22 protein-coding genes are annotated in these 22,381 nt (G+C 63.5%); 12 read left to right on the top strand and 10 right to left on the bottom strand.

The features are described from left to right. Positions 1-212 (top strand): integrase core domain-containing protein (locus J2T57_RS19230; RefSeq protein ID WP_253483661.1); only part of this gene is annotated, 212 nt, incomplete at its 5' end. On the opposite strand, the gene J2T57_RS19225 is transcribed toward J2T57_RS19230, so the two are convergent. Then, positions 209-1,918 carry a FimL-related protein gene (locus J2T57_RS19225; protein WP_253483658.1) on the bottom strand — a complete coding sequence of 570 codons (1,710 nt, stop codon included), beginning with the start codon at positions 1,916-1,918 and terminating at the stop codon, positions 209-211. The genes J2T57_RS19230 and J2T57_RS19225 overlap by 4 nt on opposite strands. Positions 1,919-2,082: 164 nt before the next feature. Here J2T57_RS19225 and msrB point away from each other — a divergent pair, with 164 nt between their 5' ends. Both msrB and ilvB read left to right on the top strand, forming a co-directional pair. Beyond that, complete coding sequence (msrB, locus tag J2T57_RS19220) at positions 2,083-2,478, top strand: peptide-methionine (R)-S-oxide reductase MsrB (RefSeq protein ID WP_253483654.1); 396 nt, start codon at positions 2,083-2,085, stop codon at positions 2,476-2,478. 155 nt (positions 2,479-2,633) lie between these two features. After that, positions 2,634-4,487 carry a biosynthetic-type acetolactate synthase large subunit gene (gene ilvB, locus J2T57_RS19215; protein WP_253483651.1) on the top strand — a complete coding sequence of 618 codons (1,854 nt, stop codon included), beginning with the start codon at positions 2,634-2,636 and terminating at the stop codon, positions 4,485-4,487. A 158-nt stretch (positions 4,488-4,645) separates the two neighbouring features. Here the strand turns inward: ilvB and rplS are convergent, their stop codons facing one another. From rplS to ffh, 5 genes are all read right to left on the bottom strand, one after another. Next, positions 4,646-4,999, bottom strand: a complete 354-nt coding sequence (gene rplS / locus J2T57_RS19210; protein WP_253483648.1) for a 50S ribosomal protein L19 — start codon at positions 4,997-4,999, stop codon at positions 4,646-4,648. After that, a complete protein-coding gene (gene trmD / locus J2T57_RS19205) occupies positions 4,996-5,778 on the bottom strand; it encodes a tRNA (guanosine(37)-N1)-methyltransferase TrmD (protein WP_253483645.1) in 783 nt (260 codons plus the stop codon). Before trmD ends, rplS begins: the two co-directional genes overlap by 4 nt. Positions 5,779-5,790: 12 nt before the next feature. Further along, on the bottom strand, positions 5,791-6,303 hold the full coding sequence (rimM, locus tag J2T57_RS19200) for a ribosome maturation factor RimM (protein ID WP_253483643.1): 513 nt from the start codon (positions 6,301-6,303) through the stop codon (positions 5,791-5,793). A 17-nt stretch (positions 6,304-6,320) separates the two neighbouring features. Continuing rightward, positions 6,321-6,599, bottom strand: coding sequence for a 30S ribosomal protein S16 (gene rpsP, locus J2T57_RS19195; RefSeq protein ID WP_253483640.1), 279 nt, complete (start codon positions 6,597-6,599; stop codon positions 6,321-6,323). 107 nt (positions 6,600-6,706) lie between these two features. Continuing rightward, entirely contained in the window at positions 6,707-8,089 is a 1,383-nt protein-coding gene (ffh, locus tag J2T57_RS19190) for a signal recognition particle protein (protein ID WP_253483637.1), read from the bottom strand. Positions 8,090-8,475: 386 nt separating this feature from the next. On the opposite strand from ffh, the gene J2T57_RS19185 reads away from it, so the two are divergent. From J2T57_RS19185 to J2T57_RS19165, 5 genes are all read left to right on the top strand, one after another. Continuing rightward, positions 8,476-8,721, top strand: coding sequence for a hypothetical protein (locus J2T57_RS19185; RefSeq protein WP_253483634.1), 246 nt, complete (start codon positions 8,476-8,478; stop codon positions 8,719-8,721). Positions 8,722-8,735: 14 nt separating this feature from the next. Further along, positions 8,736-9,104 carry a magnesium transporter MgtE N-terminal domain-containing protein gene (locus J2T57_RS19180; RefSeq protein WP_253483632.1) on the top strand — a complete coding sequence of 123 codons (369 nt, stop codon included), beginning with the start codon at positions 8,736-8,738 and terminating at the stop codon, positions 9,102-9,104. Positions 9,105-9,211: 107 nt separating this feature from the next. Then, positions 9,212-10,564, top strand: coding sequence for a magnesium transporter (gene mgtE, locus J2T57_RS19175; RefSeq protein ID WP_253483629.1), 1,353 nt, complete (start codon positions 9,212-9,214; stop codon positions 10,562-10,564). Between the two features lie 85 nt (positions 10,565-10,649). Continuing rightward, positions 10,650-11,459 (top strand): cytochrome C assembly family protein, encoded by an 810-nt coding sequence (locus J2T57_RS19170; RefSeq protein WP_253483626.1) that lies wholly within the window; start codon positions 10,650-10,652, stop codon positions 11,457-11,459. Between the two features lies 1 nt (position 11,460). Beyond that, positions 11,461-12,744, top strand: a complete 1,284-nt coding sequence (locus J2T57_RS19165) for an HlyC/CorC family transporter (RefSeq protein WP_253483622.1) — start codon at positions 11,461-11,463, stop codon at positions 12,742-12,744. A gap of 257 nt (positions 12,745-13,001) precedes the next feature. Here J2T57_RS19165 and cysS read toward each other — a convergent pair whose 3' ends face one another. Continuing rightward, entirely contained in the window at positions 13,002-14,396 is a 1,395-nt protein-coding gene (gene cysS / locus J2T57_RS19160; RefSeq protein ID WP_253483619.1) for a cysteine--tRNA ligase, read from the bottom strand. Positions 14,397-14,538: 142 nt separating this feature from the next. Between cysS and J2T57_RS19155 the strand changes: the two genes are divergently transcribed. Both J2T57_RS19155 and J2T57_RS19150 read left to right on the top strand, forming a co-directional pair. Continuing rightward, entirely contained in the window at positions 14,539-15,282 is a 744-nt protein-coding gene (locus J2T57_RS19155) for a UDP-2,3-diacylglucosamine diphosphatase (RefSeq protein ID WP_253483616.1), read from the top strand. A gap of 1 nt (position 15,283) precedes the next feature. Then, positions 15,284-15,985, top strand: coding sequence for a pirin family protein (locus tag J2T57_RS19150; RefSeq protein ID WP_253483613.1), 702 nt, complete (start codon positions 15,284-15,286; stop codon positions 15,983-15,985). 64 nt (positions 15,986-16,049) lie between these two features. Here J2T57_RS19150 and J2T57_RS19145 read toward each other — a convergent pair whose 3' ends face one another. Beyond that, positions 16,050-18,782: a DUF349 domain-containing protein gene (locus J2T57_RS19145; RefSeq protein WP_253483610.1), complete on the bottom strand. Its 2,733-nt coding sequence runs from the start codon at positions 18,780-18,782 to the stop codon at positions 16,050-16,052. 104 nt (positions 18,783-18,886) lie between these two features. Next, positions 18,887-20,098: an argininosuccinate synthase gene (locus J2T57_RS19140; RefSeq protein WP_253483607.1), complete on the bottom strand. Its 1,212-nt coding sequence runs from the start codon at positions 20,096-20,098 to the stop codon at positions 18,887-18,889. Positions 20,099-20,242: 144 nt separating this feature from the next. Here J2T57_RS19140 and pyrC point away from each other — a divergent pair, with 144 nt between their 5' ends. Both pyrC and rnt read left to right on the top strand, forming a co-directional pair. Beyond that, a complete protein-coding gene (gene pyrC, locus J2T57_RS19135; protein WP_253483604.1) occupies positions 20,243-21,292 on the top strand; it encodes a dihydroorotase in 1,050 nt (349 codons plus the stop codon). Next, positions 21,289-21,945, top strand: a complete 657-nt coding sequence (rnt, locus tag J2T57_RS19130) for a ribonuclease T (RefSeq protein ID WP_253483601.1) — start codon at positions 21,289-21,291, stop codon at positions 21,943-21,945. The genes pyrC and rnt overlap by 4 nt, the downstream gene beginning before the upstream one ends. 27 nt (positions 21,946-21,972) lie before the next feature. Here the strand turns inward: rnt and grxD are convergent, their stop codons facing one another. Next, positions 21,973-22,305 carry a Grx4 family monothiol glutaredoxin gene (grxD, locus tag J2T57_RS19125; protein WP_253483599.1) on the bottom strand — a complete coding sequence of 111 codons (333 nt, stop codon included), beginning with the start codon at positions 22,303-22,305 and terminating at the stop codon, positions 21,973-21,975. Positions 22,306-22,381: the final 76 nt, after the last annotated feature.

Genomic DNA, 22,381 nt, shown 5'->3' with positions numbered 1-22,381 from the left:
GGACCAACGGCAAGGCCGAGCGCTTCATACAGACCGCATTGCGGGAGTGGGCCTACGCCTTCAGTTACAGCAACTCCCGTGAACGCGCTGCACACCTGCCGCGCTGGCAGCATGACTACAACTGGCATCGCCAACACGGTAGCCTGAACAGAAAACCACCAATCAGCGTTCTCGGACTCTCCGGGGACAACCTATTGAGACTCCACACCTAGGGTGTTTCCGGCTCCGGAATGGGCTTTACGGCCTCGACGCCGTCGGCCTCCAGTTCACGCAGCACCTCTTCGGCCAGTTCCAGGGTCTCTTCACCAAAGCCGACACCTTCCAGCAACCCTTCCAGATACCACTCCAGGGCGGCGAGAGCGTCAGCCAGTGACGACAAGGTGGCCGACCCGGCGGCGTTGTCGGAGAGCTTCTGCATTTGCAGTCGGCAGCGCTCGATCAGATCCGCTACCCCACCATGACCGATAAGCCGCAGGGTGCCGACTGTCTCCACCATCGCGCCATCCACCGTGGCCGGATGCTCACCCTCGTCGAGATCGCCGTTGAGGTATTCCATGGACTGCCGAACCCGTTCCATGTTGGCCATGGCCTCGGCAACAGCCTGATGCTCGGCCTGACGGAGCTGCCGCGGCTTGCGGCCATCACGGCTCCCGCTGATGACCACGTCGTCCAGGCCGCGCACGGATTCCTCTGCCTCGGTGAGGGCGTCAGCCATCTGGTCGAGCAGTTCCAGCACGCGGTCCGGCGCCGCGCTGGACTCCACCGATTGCAGTCGGGTGTGCTCGCGCTTTAGCAGCGCTGCCGCATCGCTGACGCCGATGAGATTCAGCGTGCTGCCCAGTCGGCCCAGCTGTTCGCAGATATCCAGCCGCTCCGTATCGGTGACGCTGCCAAGCCGCCCCAGGGTCTCGATGGTGTCCTTGAGGCGTTCCATTTCCTCCTGCAACGCAGAGCTGACCGCACCCAGCACTGCCGGACTGGGTGCCGCCAATGCCTCGCGCTCGTGCTCGATCAGGGATGGCGGTGTGACCAGCCGCTTCAGACCGAGAGTCTCCCGCAGGCGGCGGATGGTCTCGTCGCGCTCCCCGGCAGCCACGGCATAGAACAGCAGCCCGGTCCTGACCTCCGGCGGCGGCGCAGACGCGAGCGACGCTGCCCCTTCCCGGGAAACGGCCCGCAGGTGAAGATCGAGACGGGAGAGCAGCATGCGCAGGGAGTGGTCCACGGGCAGATCCCCGGCCACCACCTGATCCAGAAGGGCAGCCGACAGGCGCAGCCAGCGCGCTGACTGGGTATCTCCCAGCTCATCGCCCAGGCGCTTCAGTGCCCGATGGACCTGCTTGGCATGGACGCCCGCAGCCGGATCGCGGAACAGCCCAAGCAAGCCCACCTGCAGCATGTGGCGGAGGCGACGCAGCAGCCCCTTCAGTTCGTCTCCATCGGCGCACTGGCGGTCTGGCTCACTGAGCAGGGCGAGGTCTCCCCCCAGGTCAGCAAGACGCGCGAAATGATAGGCCGGCAAAGGGGGTGAGCGACGCAAGCCACGCAGGGTGTTCAGCGTGGGCAACAGGATATCCGGGAGTTCCCGCTTCTGCGCGGCCACCCGGTCGATGTAACGCGGCAGCAGCAACAGTGCGTAAAGCAGCGCATCCAGCGCCTTGTCGCGGGACAGGCTCGAACCTGCATCCAGCGCCTCGAGCAGTAGCTCGCATTCCGCCGCCAACTCGGCCGCGCCTTCCATCTCCAGCATGCGCAGGGCGCCGCGCACCTCTGCCACCATGCCGCGACAGGCGGCAAAACTGGCATCGGCACCATCGGACTCCGCAGATGCCTCAAGACTCGCTGCCGCAGCCTCCAGACCACGATGGATCTCTGACTGGGCGATATGGACCGGCGTGGCAATGGGGCGGATGGTCATCTAGAAACTCTCCCGTCGGTCGTCGGCAGCCCTGGCCCGACGCTGTTTCCCTGCGTCGTCGGAGTATACCGGCGCGCTCGCGGGCGCGGCCAGCATGGTCAAGAACCCGGCGACAGGCGTACCCTGTGTCTCGACAGACGGTCACAGCGGAGCCCTCACCAACCATGAGCAACATGAAAAAGAGCGATCAGGAGTGGCGTCAGCAACTGACGGATGAGCAATATCGCATTACGCGTCAGAAGGGCACGGAACGCCCGTTTACCGGCAAGTACAATGACTTCAAGCAGGCTGGCGCGTTTCGCTGCGTGTGTTGCGGGCAGGTGATGTTCCGCTCCACCGAAAAATACGACTCCGGTTCCGGCTGGCCCAGCTTCTACGCTCCGGCCGAACCTGACCATGTACGCATCGAGCAGGATGTGTCCCTTGGCATGCGCCGCGAGGAAGTCCTCTGCAGCAACTGTGGGGCCCATATGGGGCACGTGTTTCCCGACGGTCCGCAACCCACCGGGTTACGTTACTGCATCAATTCCGCCGCGCTGGATTTCGACGCCGAAGAATGATCCAACGCCGCGCACCGCGCTGGTGCATGGCGGTCTCGCCGGCACTGCTCTTGTGCAGTGCCAGATCAGCCATTTATAGTGGTCGATCCTTTCGTATGAACAAGCCGTGACGGCACCGCCCCACTTTTGGAAGATCACCGATCATGACGTTGACCATGTCCCGACAGAAAGCCAAACGCCACCCCCTCGCCGGCAAGACCATGAGCGGTGCCGAGATCATTATCCAGGTACTGGCCGACGAAGGCGTCGATACGGTATTCGGGTACAGCGGCGGTGCCATTCTACCGACCTATGACGCGATCTTCCGGTACAACGCCGAGCACCGTGCCGCCGAGACCGCTGACGACCCCGTGCACCTGGTCGTGCCCGCCAACGAACAGGGCGCCGGTTTCATGGCCGCCGGCTACGCCCGGGCCAGCGGCAAGGTCGGTGTGTTCATGGTCACCTCCGGCCCCGGCGCCACCAACACCGTGACGCCTATCCGTGACTGCATGGCCGACTCAACGCCCATCGTCGGCATCACCGGCCAGGTGCCCACGGCGGCCATGGGCACCGATGCCTTTCAGGAAGCGCCCATCGTCAACATCATGGGCAGCTGTGCCAAGCATGTGTTTCTGGTCACCCGGCCGGAATTGCTGGAGGCCACGGTGCGGACAGCTTTCGAAGTTGCCCGTTCAGGACGGCCCGGGCCGGTGGTTATCGATGTGCCCAAGGACATGCAGAACTGGGTTGGCGAGTTCCAGGGAGAGGGGCTGCTGCCGGTGCGGGGCTACCGCCAGCGGATGGACTCACTGAAGGCCGCGAAGCTCTCCGAGCGCAAATGCAGGCAGTTTTTCGACATGCTGGGGCAATCCAGCCGGCCGCTGATCTACGCGGGTGGCGGGGTCATCAACGGCAATGCGGCGGAAGAACTGACCGAGTTCGCCCATGCCTTCAACATTCCCGTGGTCACCACGCTGATGGGCCTTGGCGCCATCGACACCAAGGATGACCTGGCCATGCACATGCTGGGCATGCACGGCATGGCCTATGCGAATTATGCAGTGGAGGATTGTGACTTCCTCATCGCAGTCGGCTCCCGGTTCGACGACCGTGTGGCGGGCAAGGTGGAAGAATTCGCGCCTCTGGCGCAGCACATTGCGCACATTGACATCGATGCGGCCGAGATCGGCAAGGTCAAGCTGGTGGACTGGGCCCACGTCGGGGAGGCTGCTCGCAGCCTGCGTCAGCTCACCAGCCATGGTCAAAAGCACAATTTCGACAAGGACTACTCCAGCTGGGTCAGGCACTGTCAGCAGCTCAAACAGAACCACCCCATGAACTACGACCGTGAGTCGGCACTGATCCAGCCTCACCAGGTAGTGGAAGAACTGAATCGCCTCACCGGCGGCAAGGCGATCATCAGCACCGGCGTGGGTCAGCACCAGATGTGGGCAGCGCAGTACTGCGACTTCCGCGATCCGCGGCTGTGGCTCACCTCCGGCAGCATGGGCACCATGGGCTTCGGTCTGCCGGCGGCCATCGGTGCCCAGTTCGCCTGCCCCGACAAGATGGTGATCGATATCGATGGCGACGGCAGCATTCGCATGAACCTGGGCGAAATGGAAACCGTCACCAACTACAACCTGCCGGTGAAGATCCTGCTGCTCAACAACATGGGCGACGGCATGGTGCGCCAGTGGCAGCGGCTCTACTTCAACGAGAACTTCGCAGGCAGTGACAAGGCCCTGCATCGCAAGGACTTCGTGAAGGCCGCCGAGTCCGACGGCTTCGAGTTCATCCGGCGGGTCACGGAGAAGGCAGAACTGACGGAGGCCCTGGATGCCTTCGTGAAGTTCGAGGGACCTGCTTTCCTGGAGGTATTCATCGATAACGAAGCCAGCGTCTACCCGATGGTCGGGCCAGGCATGAGCTACGGGCAGATGGTCACCGGCGAGTGGATACCGGCACGGGAGATCAAATCCACGCGGGAGCGGCTGGATCCGCTGACGACACCAGATCTGTTCTAGCCGACAGCCAGTCGATGATGCTGTCGGCGATGGCTTCTCATCCCGGCTCCAGCGTCAGCATGTGGGCGTGAGGAGATCCGCTACAAAAAAACCCGCACGGCCAATGGCGGTGCGGGTTCTGGTCTGGCCGGCGGCGAGCCCGGCGCAGTGCAGACCGGTTATACCTTTTCCTTGATGCGGGCAGCCTTGCCCTGCAGTTCACGCAGGTAATAGAGCTTGGCACGACGCACATCGCCACGGCGCTTGACCTTGATGCTCTCGATGAGCGGGCTGTAAGTCTGGAACACACGCTCCACACCTTCACCGTGGGAAATCTTGCGCAGGGTGAACGCGGAGTTGAGCCCGCGGTTGCGCTTGGCGATCACCACGCCCTCGAAGGGCTGCAGGCGTTCACGGTTGCCTTCACGCACGCGCACCTGAACCAGCACGGTATCACCTGGCCCGAAGTCCGGCACTTCCCGTCCAGCGGCCTGCATCTGTTCCTTGTTCAACTCGTCGATGATGTTGCTCATGACTTCAACCTCTGCCCGGTTTTCGCCGAATCGGCTCGGGCCGATCGGTACTCGTCAATGTATTCATCCAGCAGTCGCCGATCTTCGGTAGACAGCTGGGCCCTGTTAATCAGATCCGGCCGGCGCAACCAACTGCGCCCCAGTGCCTGCTGACGGCGCCAGCGCCCGATGGCGTCATGGTCGCCGGAGAGCAGTACTGCAGGTACCGCCATTCCATCCAGCACCTCGGGCCGCGTGTAATGCGGATAGTCCAGAAGCCCGGCGGAGAATGAATCCTCGCTGGCTGAATCCGCATGCCCCAGCGCCCCGGGGATCAGTCGCGCCACGGCATCAATAAGCACCATGGCCGGCAGTTCCCCACCGCTCAGAACATAGTCGCCAATGGAAATCTCTTCGTCGATTTCCGTGGCGATGACACGCTCGTCGATCCCCTCGTAGCGACCGCAGACCAGTAGCAACCGCTCCTGCCCCGCGAGACGTTCGACGGCCGCCTGGTCGAGTCGCCGCCCCTGCGGGCTCAGGTACAGGCTCAGCGACCGACCTGGTGCGGACGCTCTCGCCTCATGCATGGCGGCTCGGAGCGGCTCGACTTTCATGACCATCCCGGGGCCACCGCCGTAGGGGCGATCATCAACCGTTCGGTGCCGGTCGCGCGCATAGTCCCTGGGATTCCAGCAAACCAGCTGCAGCAGACCCTGCTCCGAGGCGCGCCCGGTAACGCCCCATTGGGTAACCTGGCTGACCAGATCCGGGAACAGCGTCACCGCATCGATGCGCATGCCACCTCCGGGTCAGAAATCAGGATCCCAGTCTACCTCGATGACCCCCGCTTCAAGGTCAACCCGCAACACGTGGACGCCCATGACGAACGGAATCAACCTTTCCCGCTCGCCCTTCACAACCATCACGTCGTTGGCGCCGGTCTCGACCAGATGCGACAGCTGTCCGAGGTGACGCTCACCGGCATACACCTGTAACCCCTCCAGGTCTGCCCAGTAGAACGTTCCGTCCTCGGCGGCCGGCAATTCGTCGCGATAGACGGCGATGTCACTGCCCATGAGATCGCGCGCATCTTCCCGCGATTCCACGTCGGCCAGCGCAGCGACGACACCTTTTCCCTGCGCCCGGCCCTCGACCAGGTCGTAGAACTGCCAGCCGGAGGGGCGGCGCACCAGCCAACGCCGATAACCGATGATGTTGTCCCGAGGGTCCGTAAACGAGTAAACGCGGACCCATCCTTTTACACCGTAAACACCGGTGATTCGGCCGACGGTGATCGCCCCGTCAGGCAACTCGGCGTTCACGCCCGGAAAATTCCGCCTCAGGCCTGCGCAGCAGCGGCCGCGCCTTCGGTCTTCCGTGCCTGCTTGATCAGGCTGGCAACCCGCTCCGACGGCTGCGCACCCTGACCAATCCAGTAGTCGATGCGCTCCAGGTTCAGGCGCAGGGGCTCGTTCAGATCCTGGCCGGAGGCCACGGGGTTGAAGAAGCCAAGGCGCTCAATGAACCGGCCATCGCGGGCGTTGCGGCTGTCGGTGACGACCACCTGATAGAAGGGGCGCTTCTTCGCGCCGCCACGTGCCAGACGAATGGTAACCATGCGTATGCTTTCCCCTAAATGTCGGACGACGGCGGCGCTGCGCCATCGCAGTGAACCGCGCATTGTACTGAAAAAAGTGCAAATGTGAAGCCGTTACGCGGCACCAATCAGAATGGCATGCCACCGGGTGGCAACCCGCCTGGCGGCATACCGCCACGACCACCCAACTGGCGCATCATCTTCTTCATGCCGCCCTTCTTGAACTGTTTCATCATCTTCTGCATCTGCTTGAATTGCTTGAGCAGACGGTTCACGTCCTGTACTTGCACGCCGGAACCCTGGGCGATGCGGCGCTTCCGCGAGCCGTTGATGACATCCGGCTTGTGCCGTTCCGCCGGAGTCATGGAGTTGATGATGGCGACGAGACGATTCACTTCCTTGTCGCCGACCTGGTTCTTGACCTTGTCGGCCATGTTGCCCATGCCGGGCAGCTTGTCCATCAGGCTGCCGATCCCGCCCATCTTGCCGAGCTGGTTCATCTGGTCGCGGAAGTCTTCGAGATCGAACCCCTTGCCGGTCTTGAATTTTTCGGCAAGCCGGTCGGCCTGATCCCGATCGACGCCGCGCTCCACCTCTTCGACCAGGCTGAGCACATCCCCCATGCCGAGTATGCGTGAGGCCACGCGCTCCGGATGGAAGGGCTCCAGCGCCTTGGTCTTCTCACCGGTGCCGAGGAACTTGATAGGTTTGCCGGTTACATGACGGATGGACAGTGCCGCGCCACCGCGGGCGTCGCCATCGGTCTTGGTCAGGATCACGCCGGTGAGTGGCAGGGCATCATTGAATGCCTTGGCTGTATTCACGGCATCCTGACCGGTCATGCTGTCCACGACGAACAGCGTCTCCACCGGCTCGAGTGCCTGATGCAGCGCCTTCACCTCGGCCATCATGCCCTCGTCGACATGCAGCCGGCCCGCCGTATCCACCAGCAATACGTCGTGGAATTGCTTGCGGGCATGGTCGACGGCAGCCCTAGCGATGGCCACCGGCTTGTCGCCGCTACTGGACGGAAAGAAGTCCACCTCCACTTCCCTGGCCAGCGTCTGCAACTGATCAATGGCCGCCGGGCGATAGACGTCGCAGCTGACCACAAGCACTTTTTTCTTCTCCCGCTCCCGCAGGTGACGCGCGAGCTTGGCGAGGCTGGTGGTCTTACCCGCGCCCTGCAGACCGGCAACCATGATCACCGCCGGAGGCCGCACGGCAAGATCCAGGGCATCGTTGGCCTCGCCCATCATCCGCACAAGCTCGTCCTTGACGATCTTGACGAAGGCCTGGCCCGGGGTGAGGCTGCGGCGGACTTCCTCGCCCAGCGCGCGCTGTTTCACCTCATTGATGAAATCGCGCACCACCGGCAGGGCGACGTCGGCCTCGAGCAGGGCCATGCGGACTTCCCGCAGACTGTCCTGAATATTTTCCTCGGTCAGCCGACCCTGGCCACGGACGCGCTTGATGACGCTATCAAGACGCTCGCTGAGACTACTAAACATCACCTTGCCCCTGATTCAACGGTGAGGAGAAACGGTACCGCCTGCCTGTGCTGCATTCAAACAAGCTGCTACGGGCACTGAAGCACTTGACTCCGACGCCCAACATCGTACACTCCGCGCTGTCTTTTCGACATGAGGATTTCCCGTCTTGGAACCCGGTTGTAGTACCAAACAGCAAGGCAAGCAGCGCGCCTAGCGGGAAACCTCTCGAACAGCCCTCCTCGAGTCGTACGCCCCCGCTAGCCGCAAGTGGGGAGCGTCGCAGTACTGCCAGCATCGACTGGCAGGCATCAAACAACGCTCCAAGCAGATACTCACGGATTGTGTTTCGCGCATCGGTCAGATAGCGCGAGCCGCCGTCCGACCCGATGTGTGGAGTTCGCCCAATGCGGAACCAGGACTACGATATCAACTGTGCCGTCGGCGCTAGCCCGGAAGCCGCCGTCAACGTCGCCGACTATTCTCTGACCGACCTGGTCAGCTATCTCGAGCAGCTGGACGACAGCAATCGCGTCCAGGCCTTCGAGCGCCTTCCCGCCTCTCGCTGGATTCGCGTCTACTCGGCCCTGTCGCCCGCCAAGCAACATCGGCAACTGGCCTTTGTTCTTGCCCGCCTGCGCGACAGCAATTGAGAGGAGGCGCTGCCATGATTGATTCCCGCCAATCCATTCGCCTGCTGCGCGAGTACATCCAAATGCGCCGCTGGTCTGCCGTCGCCACCCAGATGGACCTGCTGCACGTCGAAGCAGTGGCCCGCGCCATATCCGGACTGGAGCGGTCTCTGCTCCGCGGCGCCTTCGCCCAACTCCCTTATCAGCGCCGCTCCGCGGTGTTCGCCCACCTGGACCCGGCATCCCAGGCCGGCGTACTCAGCTCGGTTGGTCAGGATCGGGCCCGACGCATTGTGCGCGGCCTGCTGCCCGAACATCGGCAGGCCTTGGATGGCAGGCTAATGGCGGAAGCCTTGTCTGTCCCCCAGGGCCAGCGCGCCGGCGTCATGCGGCGGGAAGCCTGAGTCACTACATCAAGACCGACCAGCCAACGACAGGCTGGGTGAGGGCGAGCGAATAGCATTGCCGTCGCCGTCCCAGCAGTTCGCGGTCGAACGATGGAGACGGAACCATGGAAGACAAGCATGAGGTCAATCTGCTTCGCGAGTTGATCGAAAACGAAGCGTGGACCGAGCTGACGCAGCAGCACGATGCGATGCACGTGCAGGATATTGCGGCGGCCCTGCAGGATTTGCCGCCAGAGGTCATCCTGCGCGCATTCCAGGAGTTTCCCCGGGAACGCTGGCCTGCCATCTTCGCCTATCTCAACGGCACGGATCAGTTTGCCATCCTGACGGCCCTGGACCCCGATGACGGGCGTTATCTGCTGGAAGGCCTGCTTCCCGACGACCGGACCGGCCTGCTTGGGTCCCTGGAACGGGAAGACATGGAGCGCCTGTTGCAGCTCCTGCCTCAGGAAGAAGTCAAGCAGACGCTGAAGCAGCTGGGCTACCCGGAAGAGAGCGCCGGCCGGCTGATGAATACCCGTTTCGTCACCATCCGGGCGGAGTGGACTCTTGCCAAGGCGCTGGATCGGGTGCGCAGTCGCGGCGAATCCGAGGACACCATCAACACCCTGTACGTAACCGACAACCGCGGCCGCCTGATCGGCACCGTTGGCCTCAAAAGACTGGTGCTCAATGCACCGGACCAGATCGTGGAAACCCTGGTGTCCGGGCAGTTGGTGACCATCCAGGCCGGCGACGACCGCGAAGAGGCGGCCAGACTGATCCAGCACTATGACATCACCGCGCTGCCGGTGGTCGACAAGACCGGCAAGCTGCTTGGCGTGGTCACGGTGGACGACGTCCTTGACGTGGTTCAGGAGGAAAATACCGAGGACTTCCACAAGATCGGCGGCATGGGTGCCATGGCGCTCAGCCTGCGCGAAGCGCGCCCCTCCCTGCTCTACCGCAAGCGAGTCGGCTGGCTGGTACTGCTGGTGTTCATGAACATCTTCGGCGGTGCCGGCATCGCCTATTTCGAGGAGACCATCGAGGCGGCCATCGCCCTGGTGTTCTTCCTGCCGCTCATCGTTGACTCCGGCGGCAATGCAGGCTCCCAGTCCGCAACGCTGATGGTTCGGGCCCTTGCCACCGGCGACGTGCAGATGCGCCACTGGCTAAAGCTCTGGGGCAAGGAACTCGGGGTTGCCGCAGCCCTCGGGGTCACCATGGGCATCGCGGTCTGGGGTATCGGGCTGTGGCGCGGCGGCTTTGACATTGCCATGGTGGTCTCCACTGCCATGGTGCTGGTGGTCATCATGGGCAGCATGATCGGAATGCTGCTACCGTTCCTGCTGACCCGCATGAACCTTGATCCGGCCACCGCCAGCGCGCCGCTGATCACCTCCATCGCGGATATCTGCGGCATCCTCATCTACTTCTCGATTGCCACGATGTTCCTGACGCTGCCGCCGTCCTGATGAGGCGGACAAGGGCCGGACTGATGCTTTGCCCTCTGTATCTTCTATGCCATGATGCAAAGCTCTTCCGGCCCTTGTCGACCGCATGCAACAGCTGGCATTCACACTACTGATCGTTCTGCTCTATCTCGCCGCCGCCACCGGCTTCTCGCTGCAGGTGCTGCGGGCAGAGATGGGTGCACGGAATCTGCGCCCCCTGGTTATCGGTGCCGGTTCGCTGGCGATCCTTGGCCATGCATTCCTGCTCTACTCCCAGACCATCTCCGGCCCCGGCGTAAACCTGAGCTTTTTCAATGCCGGCTCATTGATGGGCTGGGTCATGGCGGCCATGGTGATGCTCGCAGCGATCCGTCTGCCTCTGAATAACCTGGCAGTAGCGATACTGCCCATAGGCGCACTCACCCTGCTGCTCAGCATGATCATGGGTCCGGCGGACACCGGCCCGTCCACCATTCCAGCGGGGTTGGAGATCCACATACTCAGCTCGGTACTGGCCTACAGCGTGCTCGGGATTGCCGTGTTGCAGGCGCTGGTGCTGGCCTACCAGCACAATCAGCTGCGTAATCGTCGGCCCACTGGAGTAGTGCGTGCGCTGCCGCCGCTGCAGACCATGGAGGACCTGCTATTCCAGATGCTCTGGGTCGGCTTCGCCCTGCTCACGCTGTCGCTGCTGAGCGGCTGGATCTTCCTTGAGGACATCTTCGCCCAGCACCTGGTCCACAAGACCACGCTGTCGGTGGTGGCCTGGATCGTGTTCGCTACCCTGCTGGGTGGGCGCCTGCGCTATGGCTGGCGGGGGCGCACCGCCGTTCGCTGGACGCTGGGTGGTTACGCCGCACTGATGCTCGCCTACTTCGGTACCAAACTGGTGCTGGAGCTGATCCTGCAGCGTTGATGTGAACGAAGTCTCCACCGGCGCACTGTTCGCCGTACTTTTCCTGCTGATCGTGCTCTCGGCTTTCTTTTCGAGCTCCGAGACCGCGCTGATGACCCTTAATCGCTATCGCCTCAGGCATCTGGCCAAGGCAGGCCATCGCTCGGCGCGCATGGCAGCCCGTCTGCTTGAGCGACCGGATCGCCTGATCGGTGTCATTCTTCTCGGCAACAACTTCGTCAACATCCTGGCCTCGGCGCTGGCAACCATCATTGCCCTGCGGCTCGGCGGCGAGGGCGCCATCGCCATCGCCACCGGCCTGTTGACCCTGGTAATTCTGCTGTTTGCCGAAGTCGCACCGAAGACCATGGCAGCGCTGCACCCAGAACGACTCGCATTCCCGTTTTCATGGCCGCTGGCTGTGCTGCTCAAGGTGCTGTATCCGCTTGTCTGGGTGGTCAACCTGATTGCCAATGCCATGCTGCGGCTGGCCAAGGTGGACACCAAGGGTGGCCGCTCGGATGTGCTCAGCCAGGAGGAGCTCCGCACCGTCGTGAATGAAGCGGGGGCCATGATCCCCCGCCGACACCAGAAAATGCTGCTCAACATCCTTGATCTGGAAAAGGCCACGGTCGAGGACATCATGATCCCCCGCAACGAGATCGTCGGCATTGATATCACCGACCCCTGGGATGAGATCATCACCCAGCTTGCCAATGCCCAGCACACCCGCCTGCCGGTTTACGACGGCAGCATCGATGATGTGTTGGGGATTCTGCACCTGCGCAAGGTCATCACGGATGTGATCCGCGGCAAGCTGGATCGGGACAGGCTGCTGGAACGCATGAAGGCGAACTACTTCATCCCCGAAGGCACCAGGCTAAACACCCAGCTGGTGAACTTCCAGCGCAACCGGCGGCGCATCGGCATCGTGGTGGACGAGTACGGCGACGTCATGGGGCTGGTAACGCTGGAGGATATTCTCGAAGAGATCGTCGGCGAGTTCACCACTGATCCGGCTTCGTTGTCCCGTCACCTGCGGCGGCAGGATAACGGCAGCTTTCTGGCCCAGGGTAATGTCAGCGTGCGCGAGTTGAACCGGGTGCTGGACTGGCGGCTGCCCACGGACGGGCCGAAGACGCTCAACGGCCTGATCCTCGAGCACCTGCAGTCGATCCCGGAATCCGGTACCAGCATGAAGATCAACGGTTTCCCGGTAACCATCGTGCAGACCAAGGAAAACAAGGTGAAGACGGCGGAGATCATGCCCATGAAGCGCAGGACAAGAGCCGCGGGGCGGGAATAGCCATCGCCGAACCGGTGCGTTACGCGCTGCGCGCTAACACACCCTACAGCGGGCACGGCCAAACGTAGGGTGTGTTAGGCCGAAGGCCGTAACGCACCACAACGGCGGTGGTGTTGCCCCAAGGCCACAGGCACAAACCGCGGTCCGGTGCGCCGCTCATGGACCGTATGCGAGAGGGACCTCGCATACGAGCCCCCAGGGATGGGTTTACGGCGTGTCCATGAGCGGCGTGCCGGACCGCGGTTCCCCGAATCGGGCTATCCTTTCCGCCAGGTGCTGCCGCCGGCGCCGTCCTCGATGATGATGCCGGCACCCTGAAGCTGGTCACGGATGGCGTCCGCCCGGGCGAAGTCCCGGCCCTTGCGGGCCGCTTGACGCTCCTCGAGCAGATCGTCGATGGCCGCCGCGGTGAGTCCGGGCGCAACCTCCGCGCCGCTATCGCCCTTCAGATACTGTTCCGGATCTGTCTGCAACAATCCCAGCACGCCGCCCAATTCCCGCAACACACCAGCGTGTCGCGCAGCTTCGTCGGTATCCGTCTCCCGCAAGCGGTTCACCGCCCGGGCCAGTTCGAACAGCACCGCCAATGCTTCAGGGGTATTGAAGTCGTCATTCATGGCGGCGGAAAACCGATCGCGATAATCGGTCCCGGCGTCACCCGGCTCCACCATGGGCAGACCGCGCAGCGCCAGATAAAGCCTTTCAGCGCCGGCACCGGCATGGTCCAGGGCTTCGCTGGTGTAGTTCAACGGGCTGCGATAATGGCTCGAGAGCAGGAAATGGCGAACAGCTTCCGGCCGATATCGGGCCAGGATGTCCCGCACGGTGAAGAAGTTGCCCAGGGACTTGGACATCTTCTCGTCATCCACCCGGACATGGCCGTTGTGCATCCAGACATTGGCATAGGTATGACCGCTTGCCCCCTCGCTCTGGGCGATCTCGTTCTCGTGGTGGGGGAACTGCAGGTCCAGTCCACCGCCGTGGATATCGAAATGCTCCCCAAGGCAGTTGGTGGACATGGCCGAGCACTCGATATGCCAACCCGGTCTGCCCTCGCCCCAGGGAGAGGGCCAACTGGGGTCGCCCGGCTTGGCCCGCTTCCAGAGCACGAAATCTCCCGGGTGGCGCTTGTCGGCGTCCACGTCGACCCGGGCACCCGCGCGCAGGTCGGCAAGGCGCTTGCCAGAAAGCTTGCCGTACTCGGGAAAGCCGGAGATGTCGTAGTAGACGTCGCCCTCGCCGTTCTGGTAGGCCAGCCCCCGCTCGAAGAGGCGCTCGATCAGGGCATGCATCTCGCCGATGGCCTGCGTTGCCCGCGGCTCCTGATCGGGCCGCAGCACCCCCAGGGCGGTCTCGTCCTCGTGCATGGCATCGATAAACCGTTCTGTCAGGGCCTCCATGGTCACGCCCTGCTCCCGGGCCCGGTCGATGATCTTGTCGTCCACATCGGTGATATTGCGCACATAGGTGAGCGCATAGCCCAGATGCCGCAGGTAGCGCGCAACCACGTCGAAGGCCACCAGCGCCCGGGCGTGCCCCAGATGGCAATAGTCGTAGACCGTCATCCCGCAGACATACATGCGGACCTTGCCAGGCTCGATGGGTTCGAAGCGTTCCTTGCGTCGGGTGAGGCTGTTGTAGATCTCCAGCATGCGAAATTCCGTTGGCTTCCGTGAGGGGAGGGCGCGTCATGATAAGGAATTCGGCGGCATTTCTCATCCGGCGCCGATGGAAATTGCTGACTCCCGGCTCCCCCCAGTATCCTTACGCGTCACGCAAGGCCCAGAGGTTGCCATGAAGCCGGTACTGTTCATCTCCGATCTGCATCTGGATCCCGCCCGCCCGGCGATCACCAAACTGTTTCTCGAATTTCTGCAGACCCGCGCCACCCAGGCCGAGGCGCTCTACATCCTGGGTGACTTCTTCGAGGCCTGGATCGGCGATGACGCCGTGCCGCCGGAACATCCCGTGCTTGCGGGTCTGGCCCTATTTACCCGCCAGGCCGGCGTTCCTCTTTACGTGATGCGCGGCAATCGGGATTTTCTCCTTGGCGACCAGTTTGCCGCCAACACCGGCGCGGTACTGCTACCCGACCCCACCACCATCGAACTGGGCGGCGAGCGCGTCCTGCTCATGCACGGTGACAGCCTGTGCACCGACGACCACGACTACCAGCAATTCCGTGCCATGGTGCACGATCCCGGCTGGCAGCAGCAGTTTCTCGCCGTGACCATCGAGCAGCGATTGCAGATGGCAAAACAGGCGCGGCAGGAGAGTACGGCACGCAACGCCCACCTTGCCTCTACCTCCGAGTACATCATGGATGTCAACCAGCAGGCGGTGGAGACAACCATGCGGGAACATGGCGTGCGCAGACTGGTCCATGGACACACCCATCGGCCGAACGTGCATGCGCTCACCATCGATGGCGAATCCGCCACCCGGATCGTGCTCGGTGACTGGTACGACCAGGGCAGCGTGCTGGAGTACCGCGATGGCGAATGGGACCTGCAGACCATCCCGCTGGAGAAGCACTGACATGATCACCCTGCGGCGCGCCGAGGACCGCGGCAGCACCCGTATCGACTGGCTGGACAGCCGCCATGCGTTCTCATTTGCCGACTACCATGACCCACGCCACATGGGCGTCTCCGCCCTGCGGGTTCTGAACGAGGACCGGGTGACCCCCGGCGCCGGATTCCCGGCCCATGGCCACCGGGATATGGAGATCGTCAGCATCGTGCTCGAGGGTGCCATGGCGCATCGTGACAACACCGGCGGCGGCTCTACCATTCGTCCGGGAGACGTGCAGCTCATGCACGCTGGAACAGGCATCATGCACAGCGAATTCAACGCCTCCCGGAGCGAGCCACTGCACTTTCTGCAGATCTGGATCATCCCCGATCTGCGTGGCGTCGAACCGGGCTATCAGCAACGCCGCTTCATGAACGAGACCGACACCAGGGTGACCCACCGCATTCTGGATCCGGACGGCCGCGACGATGCACTGCGCATTCACCAGGATGTGGTGGCCTGGCAAAGCCGGGTGCCCGCCGGAGAGACGCTGTCGCTGTCGCTGGCGAGCGGTCGGATCGGCTACCTGCAGGTGGCCCGGGGTGCGATCACGCTCGACCGGCACGGGCTTGAAGCCGGCGACGCGGCGATCATTCGCGATCAGACACCGGAGCTGACAGCCCTGGAAGGGGCGGAAGTGATCCTGTTCGATCTGCCGCCGGCGTAGGCAAGCGCAACGACCCAAGGAAGCGCTGCGGTATTCGCGGCGGCGTGAATACCTCGGTGCTGCCCTAATGCTCCATGGCCCGGGACAGGGCCTGCCAGAAGCGCTGTTCCATCTGGCCGGATGCATCGGCAGGCCATGGGCCGAGGGCATACCACTCGTGGGCGAGACGCTCCAGGGACTGGGTCGGGTCATCATGCTCGCCACCACCCAGGGAAGCCGACAAGCGCTCCACCTGCAGTGACATGCGCAAGTCGCGGTCGGCGTCCGGGGAGTCGACGCCAGCCAGAATCTCCATGCGTACACACAAGCGCTGCCGCTGTTCGGCGGCGCTCTCGAGCCGGGCCGGCTCATACCGGTTTGCATCGCGCTGCATTGCCACCGCGGTCTGCCAGCGTGCCTGCAGGTTCTCGACGCACCCCTCGGGCAGGCCGTGCATACCCGGTGGCGCCGACGGCAATTCACCATCTCCCTCCACCGCCCGTTCTGCCGCACGCACCTTGGTGGCTGCATCACGCAGCGCGTTGAGACCGTCCTCCCAGCGCCGCCGTTGCCATGCCGCCAATGCCAATCGAGCGTCGCGACGCAGCTCATCAACCTCTCGGGACAGTCGCCGGCGCACAATGTCAGCCGCTCGGCCGTGGGCACTGACCAACTCCTGCAAGGCCTGTTTGATCTGCGCTTCCTCGCCGTTCTCCTCGAGAATTTTCTGCAATGCCGCGGCCTGCGCCTCCACCTGCTGCTGCTCTTCGGTGTGCTGCTGCTCCTGGTGTTGCCTCTCACCGCGTAGCCGCCCGAACACCTTGTCACAGGCCTGTTGCAGCTCACGATGGCGACGCCGTTCCTCCCCCGGCGGTAGCGGCCCGAGGTCGCGCCAGATCTGCTGCAGACGCTTTGCCTCGCGAATGGCCCCGTGCAGATCCTCCATGGTCTCCAGCGCGTGGGCTGCCTCAAGCAGGCGTTTTTTCTCCTCCCGCAATCCGCCGCGACGACGCTTCAGCTCCTCGCTGATGGCATCCATGGCGCGGCGAAAACGGCGCTTGGCCTGCCGGCCCCGCTGAGGATCAACAGGCGAGGCCGCCCGCCAGGCCTCACGAGCCACGCCGTAGATCTCATCCAACGCCTTGCTGTCCAGTTCGTCCAGCGGCCTGGACTGGAGAAAGGTATCCAGTTGATCACAGATCCGCTGCCGCTCCTCAAGGTTGGCCTCACGCTGCGCGTGCAGGGCATGGAACCAGACTCGGCACGGCTCGAAGGCGGTATCGGCAGCCTTCTGAAAACGCTCCCAGAGAGCGCGGGACTCCCGTGAATCCGAGCCCCCAAGCGCCTTCCATTCCTCCCGCATGCCCTGGATGGCGTCGTACTGCTCCTGGGGCTCCAGCGGCGTCCCGGCGATTTCCTCCATGCGGCGACACAGGGTTTCCTGCTTGGGCAGCACCGCGAAGCGCCGCCAGTCCTGCAATTCCTGGACGCGGACGGCAAGCGGCTTGAGCCGCTCCTCGAAGGGGGCCCGGGCCTTGCGCGGCAGTTGTTCGACACGCTTGTGCATACGCCCCAGCAGGCGTCTGGCCCGGCGCAGGTCGCCGTCATCCAGCGCATCGCTGACCTGCTGGTACTGGGTGTCGAAAGCCTGTTGCTGTCGCTGCATCTCATCGGGCCTGGCACCGTGGGCATCACCACCTTCCGGCGGCCCCGGGCTCTTGCCGGGTGGTGCAGTCCCGCTGCGCTCACCGGATAGCCAGCGTTCGGCGTCTCGCAATTGGGCTGGCTTGCTGCGGCTGGTTCGCCATGGGACTTCCGCCAGCAGCCCGGCCAGGCGCCGCTCACGCTCCACGTCGCCCGGGTTGGACTGCAGCTCTGCAAGCAAGGCCTGCACCGTTCCCCGGTGGGCATGCCAGGCCCGCAAATCCTCGCGCCATTGCTGCAGGGGCGCGGCAAGCGCCTCGAGTTCAGCCGGGTTCGGCGATGCGGCAGACGCCTCGGGCAACTCGGCAAGGGTGCGGTCCAGTTCTGTCAGGCGTTCGGTGAGCGCTGCATCATCCAGGGCACTCAGCGTGGTCAGCACCTCGCCGATCGCCGCGGGGGAATAATGAGCCTGCGACTGTTGTTCCGCCAGCGCCCGCCCGGCAGTAACCGCCGCTCGAAAACGGTTGGCCAGATCGTCGGGGGGGACCCCGACCAAGCCCCCCCAGCGATTCTCGAGACGATCCAGCAAGGCACCCAGGGGGCCAGAGCGCTCGCCGGCGCTGATGGCCTCTGCCTCGGTACAGAGCTGTCTGCGCTGGTCAAGCACGGCCTCTTGCTCGGCACGGGCTGCCGCGATCTCGTCGAGCCGCTGCCTGGCCTCTCGGGCAACACGGGCATCCTGTCCGCGACTGGCCTGGAAGACACGTTCCAGGCCGTCTTCCGAGGTGAGGCGTGCCACCGCCAGTTGCCGCACGCGGGTGACACGATCATGCAGGGCAATCTCCTCCAACAGCCGATCCCCCACAACGTGTTCAAGGGCCGCGAGCCGAATTTCGAGCTCACGGCCGCTGCGGGCCAGATGGGCCAGCAGCGTGGGATCAAGGGAGGCATCGATGCAGGTGAGCCGTGTTTCCAGGGTGATACCGGGAGCGCCGGCCGCAAGGATTTCGCGGAATTGATCGGCCTCCCGCGAGTCCGGTGCCGCCGTAGCCAGGGCGTCCAGGTCCACGGTCACTGACCCGCTTGCGGCGCTCGCCGCCGACGATTGTGAATCGCCACCCGTCGCCGCCTTGTCTGCGCCGCGACGGGACTTGAGTATCCGCTTGAGGATCATTGTATCCGTCCCGCTCCTGGCCTGACTGCAATATCAGGCGTGATGCTCTGCCTTCCATGGTAGAGCATAGGCGCGGTCTGCGGATATGTGAGGCCTGCGCTTCCCTATCTGCGTCGCCCGGCAGCCAGCTTCAGACGCAAGGCGTTGAGCTTGATGAAGCCCTCGGCATCTTTCTGATTGTATGCACCGGCGTCATCCTCGAAGGTGGCGATGCGGGCGTCGAACAGGCTGTCCGTCTCGGACTTGCGACCGACAACGGACACGGCACCCTTGTACAGCTTGAGGCGAACCACGCCGTTGACCACCTGCTGGGTCTGGTCGATCAGCGCCTGCATGGCCTCCCGCTCGGGGCTGAACCAGTAGCCGTTGTAGATCAGCTTGGCGTAGCGCGGCATCATTTCATCCTTCAGATGCGCGGCCTCCCGATCGAGCGTGATGGATTCGATGCCGCGATGAGCCTTCAGCAGAATGGTTCCGCCCGGCGTTTCGTAGCAGCCCCGGGACTTGATGCCCACATAGCGGTTTTCCACCACATCGAGCCGGCCGATACCGTTGGCGCCCCCGACCTTGTTGAGGTGCGCAAGGATCTCCGCAGGGCTGAGGCTCTGGCCGTCGATGGCGACACAGTCACCATGACTGAAAGTCAGTTCGATGTAGGTGGGCTGATCCGGTGCTTTCTCCGGGGCAACGGTCCAACGCCACATGTCCTCCTCGGCCTCGGCCCAGGGGTCCTCGAGCACGCCACCCTCGTAGGAGATGTGCAGCAGGTTGGCGTCCATGGAATAGGGTGAACCGCCCTTTTTCTTGCCTTCGATGGGAATGCCACGCTTCTCCGCGTAGGCCAGCAGCTTCTCCCGGGAGAGCAGATCCCACTCCCGCCAGGGCGCGATCACCTTGATGCCGGGCTCCAGCCCGTAGTAGCCCAGTTCGAAGCGCACCTGATCGTTACCCTTGCCCGTGGCCCCGTGGGAGACGGCATCCGCACCGGTCTGCCGGGCAATCTCCACCTGCCGTTTGGCGATCAGCGGCCGGGCAATGGAGGTGCCCAGCAGGTACTCACCCTCGTAGATCGCATTGGCGCGAAACATGGGGAAGACGAAATCACGCACGAACTCCTCGCGCAGATCCTCGATGAAGATCTCCTTCACCCCGAGCTGTTTGGCTTTCTCCCGGGCCGGCTCGAGTTCTTCGCCCTGGCCAAGGTCGGCGGTGAAAGTAACGACTTCGCAGCCATAAGTGTCTTTCAGCCACTCGAGAATGACCGAGGTATCGAGGCCGCCGGAGTAGGCGAGCACGACCTTTTTCACGTTATCCATGTTGCAGACCCCATGCTTGATGGTTGCGGCATTGACGAGAAGGTGGCTAATGATCAGTGCTGATCTGGCGGAGTGCAAGGGTAACGGGGTTCTTGACGGCTTGCTGTATACTGGACGGCCTTTTCCGGCCTCCGCTAGCGACCCATGGACCAGATCACCATCCGCCGGCCCGACGACTGGCACCTGCACCTGCGCGACGGCGCAGTTCTCGAGCATGTGGTACCGCACACCGCGCGGCGCTTTGCCCGTGCCATTGTCATGCCCAATCTGGTGCCGCCGGTGACGACAGTCAGCGCAGCGCTGGCCTACCGGCAACGCATCCTGGACACGCTGCCGCCCGGCACCGATTTCAAGCCGTTGATGACCCTGTACCTGACGGACAACACCTCGCCGGAGACAGCGACCGAGGCCGCCGCCAGCGAGCACATCCATGGCGTCAAGCTCTACCCGGCCGGTGCCACCACCAATTCCGATGCCGGAGTGACTGACCTGGCCCGCTGCGAGGACACGCTGGCGGCGATGGCGGAGCACGGTCTGCCCTTGCTGCTTCACGGCGAAGTCACCCATGGCGACGTGGATATCTTCGATCGCGAAAGCCGCTTTATCGACCAGACACTGGAGCCGCTGCTGCAGCGTCACCCGTCGCTGCGCGTCGTGTTCGAACACATCACCACTGCGCAGGCGGCGGAGTTTGTCGCCTCCGGGCCGGATCGCCTGGCCGCAACCATCACGCCCCAGCATCTGCTCTACAACCGCAATCACATGTTGGTCGGCGGGATACGCCCGCACTACTACTGCCTGCCGATTCTGAAGCGGGAGCGTGATCGCGAGGCGCTGCTCGATGCCGCCACCTCCGGCAATCCGCGGTTTTTCCTGGGTACCGACAGCGCCCCTCACGCCCGCGGCGCCAAGGAAAGCGCCTGTGGCTGTGCCGGCTGCTTCTCTGCCTGTGCAGCCATCGAGCTGTATGCCGAAATCTTTGAGGATGCCGGTCGGCTGGACCGTCTGGAAGGCTTCGCCAGCATTCATGGTGCCGACTTCTATCAACTGCCCCGCAACGAAGAACTCATTACACTGCGCCGTCAGGACTGGACTCTCCCCGGAGAATACAACCTCGGTAACGACACCATCGTGCCGCTGGCGGCGGGCCAGACCCTGCGTTGGCGGCTGGACGGCCAACAGGACACCCCATGAGCGAAGACGCCCCGAATTCTGCAACCCTGTCAGGTGCCATGGGCATAGCGCACCGCTTCAGGAGTTTCCTGCCGGTGGTGGTGGACGTCGAAACTGGCGGCCTGAACCATCAAACCGACGCACTGTTGCAGATCGCCGCAGTGATCGTGCGCATGGATGACGCGGGCAGGCTCTATCGGGCGGAGACGCACTCCTGCCATGTGAAGCCGTTCGAGGGCGCAAACATTGATCCAAAATCCCTGGAAATCAACGGCATCCGGCCCGACCACCCACTGCGCATCGCCTACGGCGAACAGGATGCCCTGGGCCGGGTCTTCAAGCCCATCCGGCAGGAAGTCAGGGACACAGGCTGCACCCGGGCGATCCTGGTGGGCCACAATGCCACTTTCGACCTCAACTTCCTCAATGCCGCAGTTGATCGGGCAGGCATCCGCCGCAACCCGTTCCACCCCTTCGGCAGCTTCGATACGGCGACTCTGGCGGGGCTTGCCTTCGGGCAGACGGTACTGGCCAAGGCCCTGCGGACTGCGGGCATGGGTTGGAACGGAGAGGAGGCCCACTCGGCGGTCTATGATGCGGAGAAAACGGCGGATCTTTTCTGCGAGATCGTCAACCGCTGGGACATGCACATCGGCGTGCCCGGGCGGGAGTAACCGCGCCGGGCACGCAAGGGGTCACTTTCAGGCCTGGCTCTTCGCCTCGACGGCGCCCTTGACCAGGGTTTCCAGCTCACCGGATTCGTACATCTGCAGAATGATATCGGACCCACCCACGAGTTCACCGCCGACATACAGCTGCGGAATGGTGGGCCAGTTGCCGAATTCCTTGATGCCCTGACGGATACGTTCATCCTCCAGCACATTGACGTAGGCGAATTCCACCTCGCATCCAGCCAGCGCCTGGGACGCCTTCATGGAAAAGCCACACTGGGGGAACTGGGGCGTACCCTTCATGAACAGGATGACGGGATGGGACTCCACCTGCTGCTTGATCGCCTGTTGCACTTCGTCCATTGCCACACACCTCGTAGTCTGCCGGCGCAACTGTCACGCCCGGTTTGGAATCTGGACTGAAATTGTACCACTTGCA

The sequence above is a fragment of the Natronocella acetinitrilica genome, assembly GCF_024170285.1.
GTDB classification, from domain to species: Bacteria; Pseudomonadota; Gammaproteobacteria; order Nitrococcales; family Aquisalimonadaceae; genus Natronocella; species Natronocella acetinitrilica.
The sequence above is the reverse complement of the archived record's forward strand: the minus strand, read 5'-3'. Positions and strand labels throughout refer to the sequence as shown.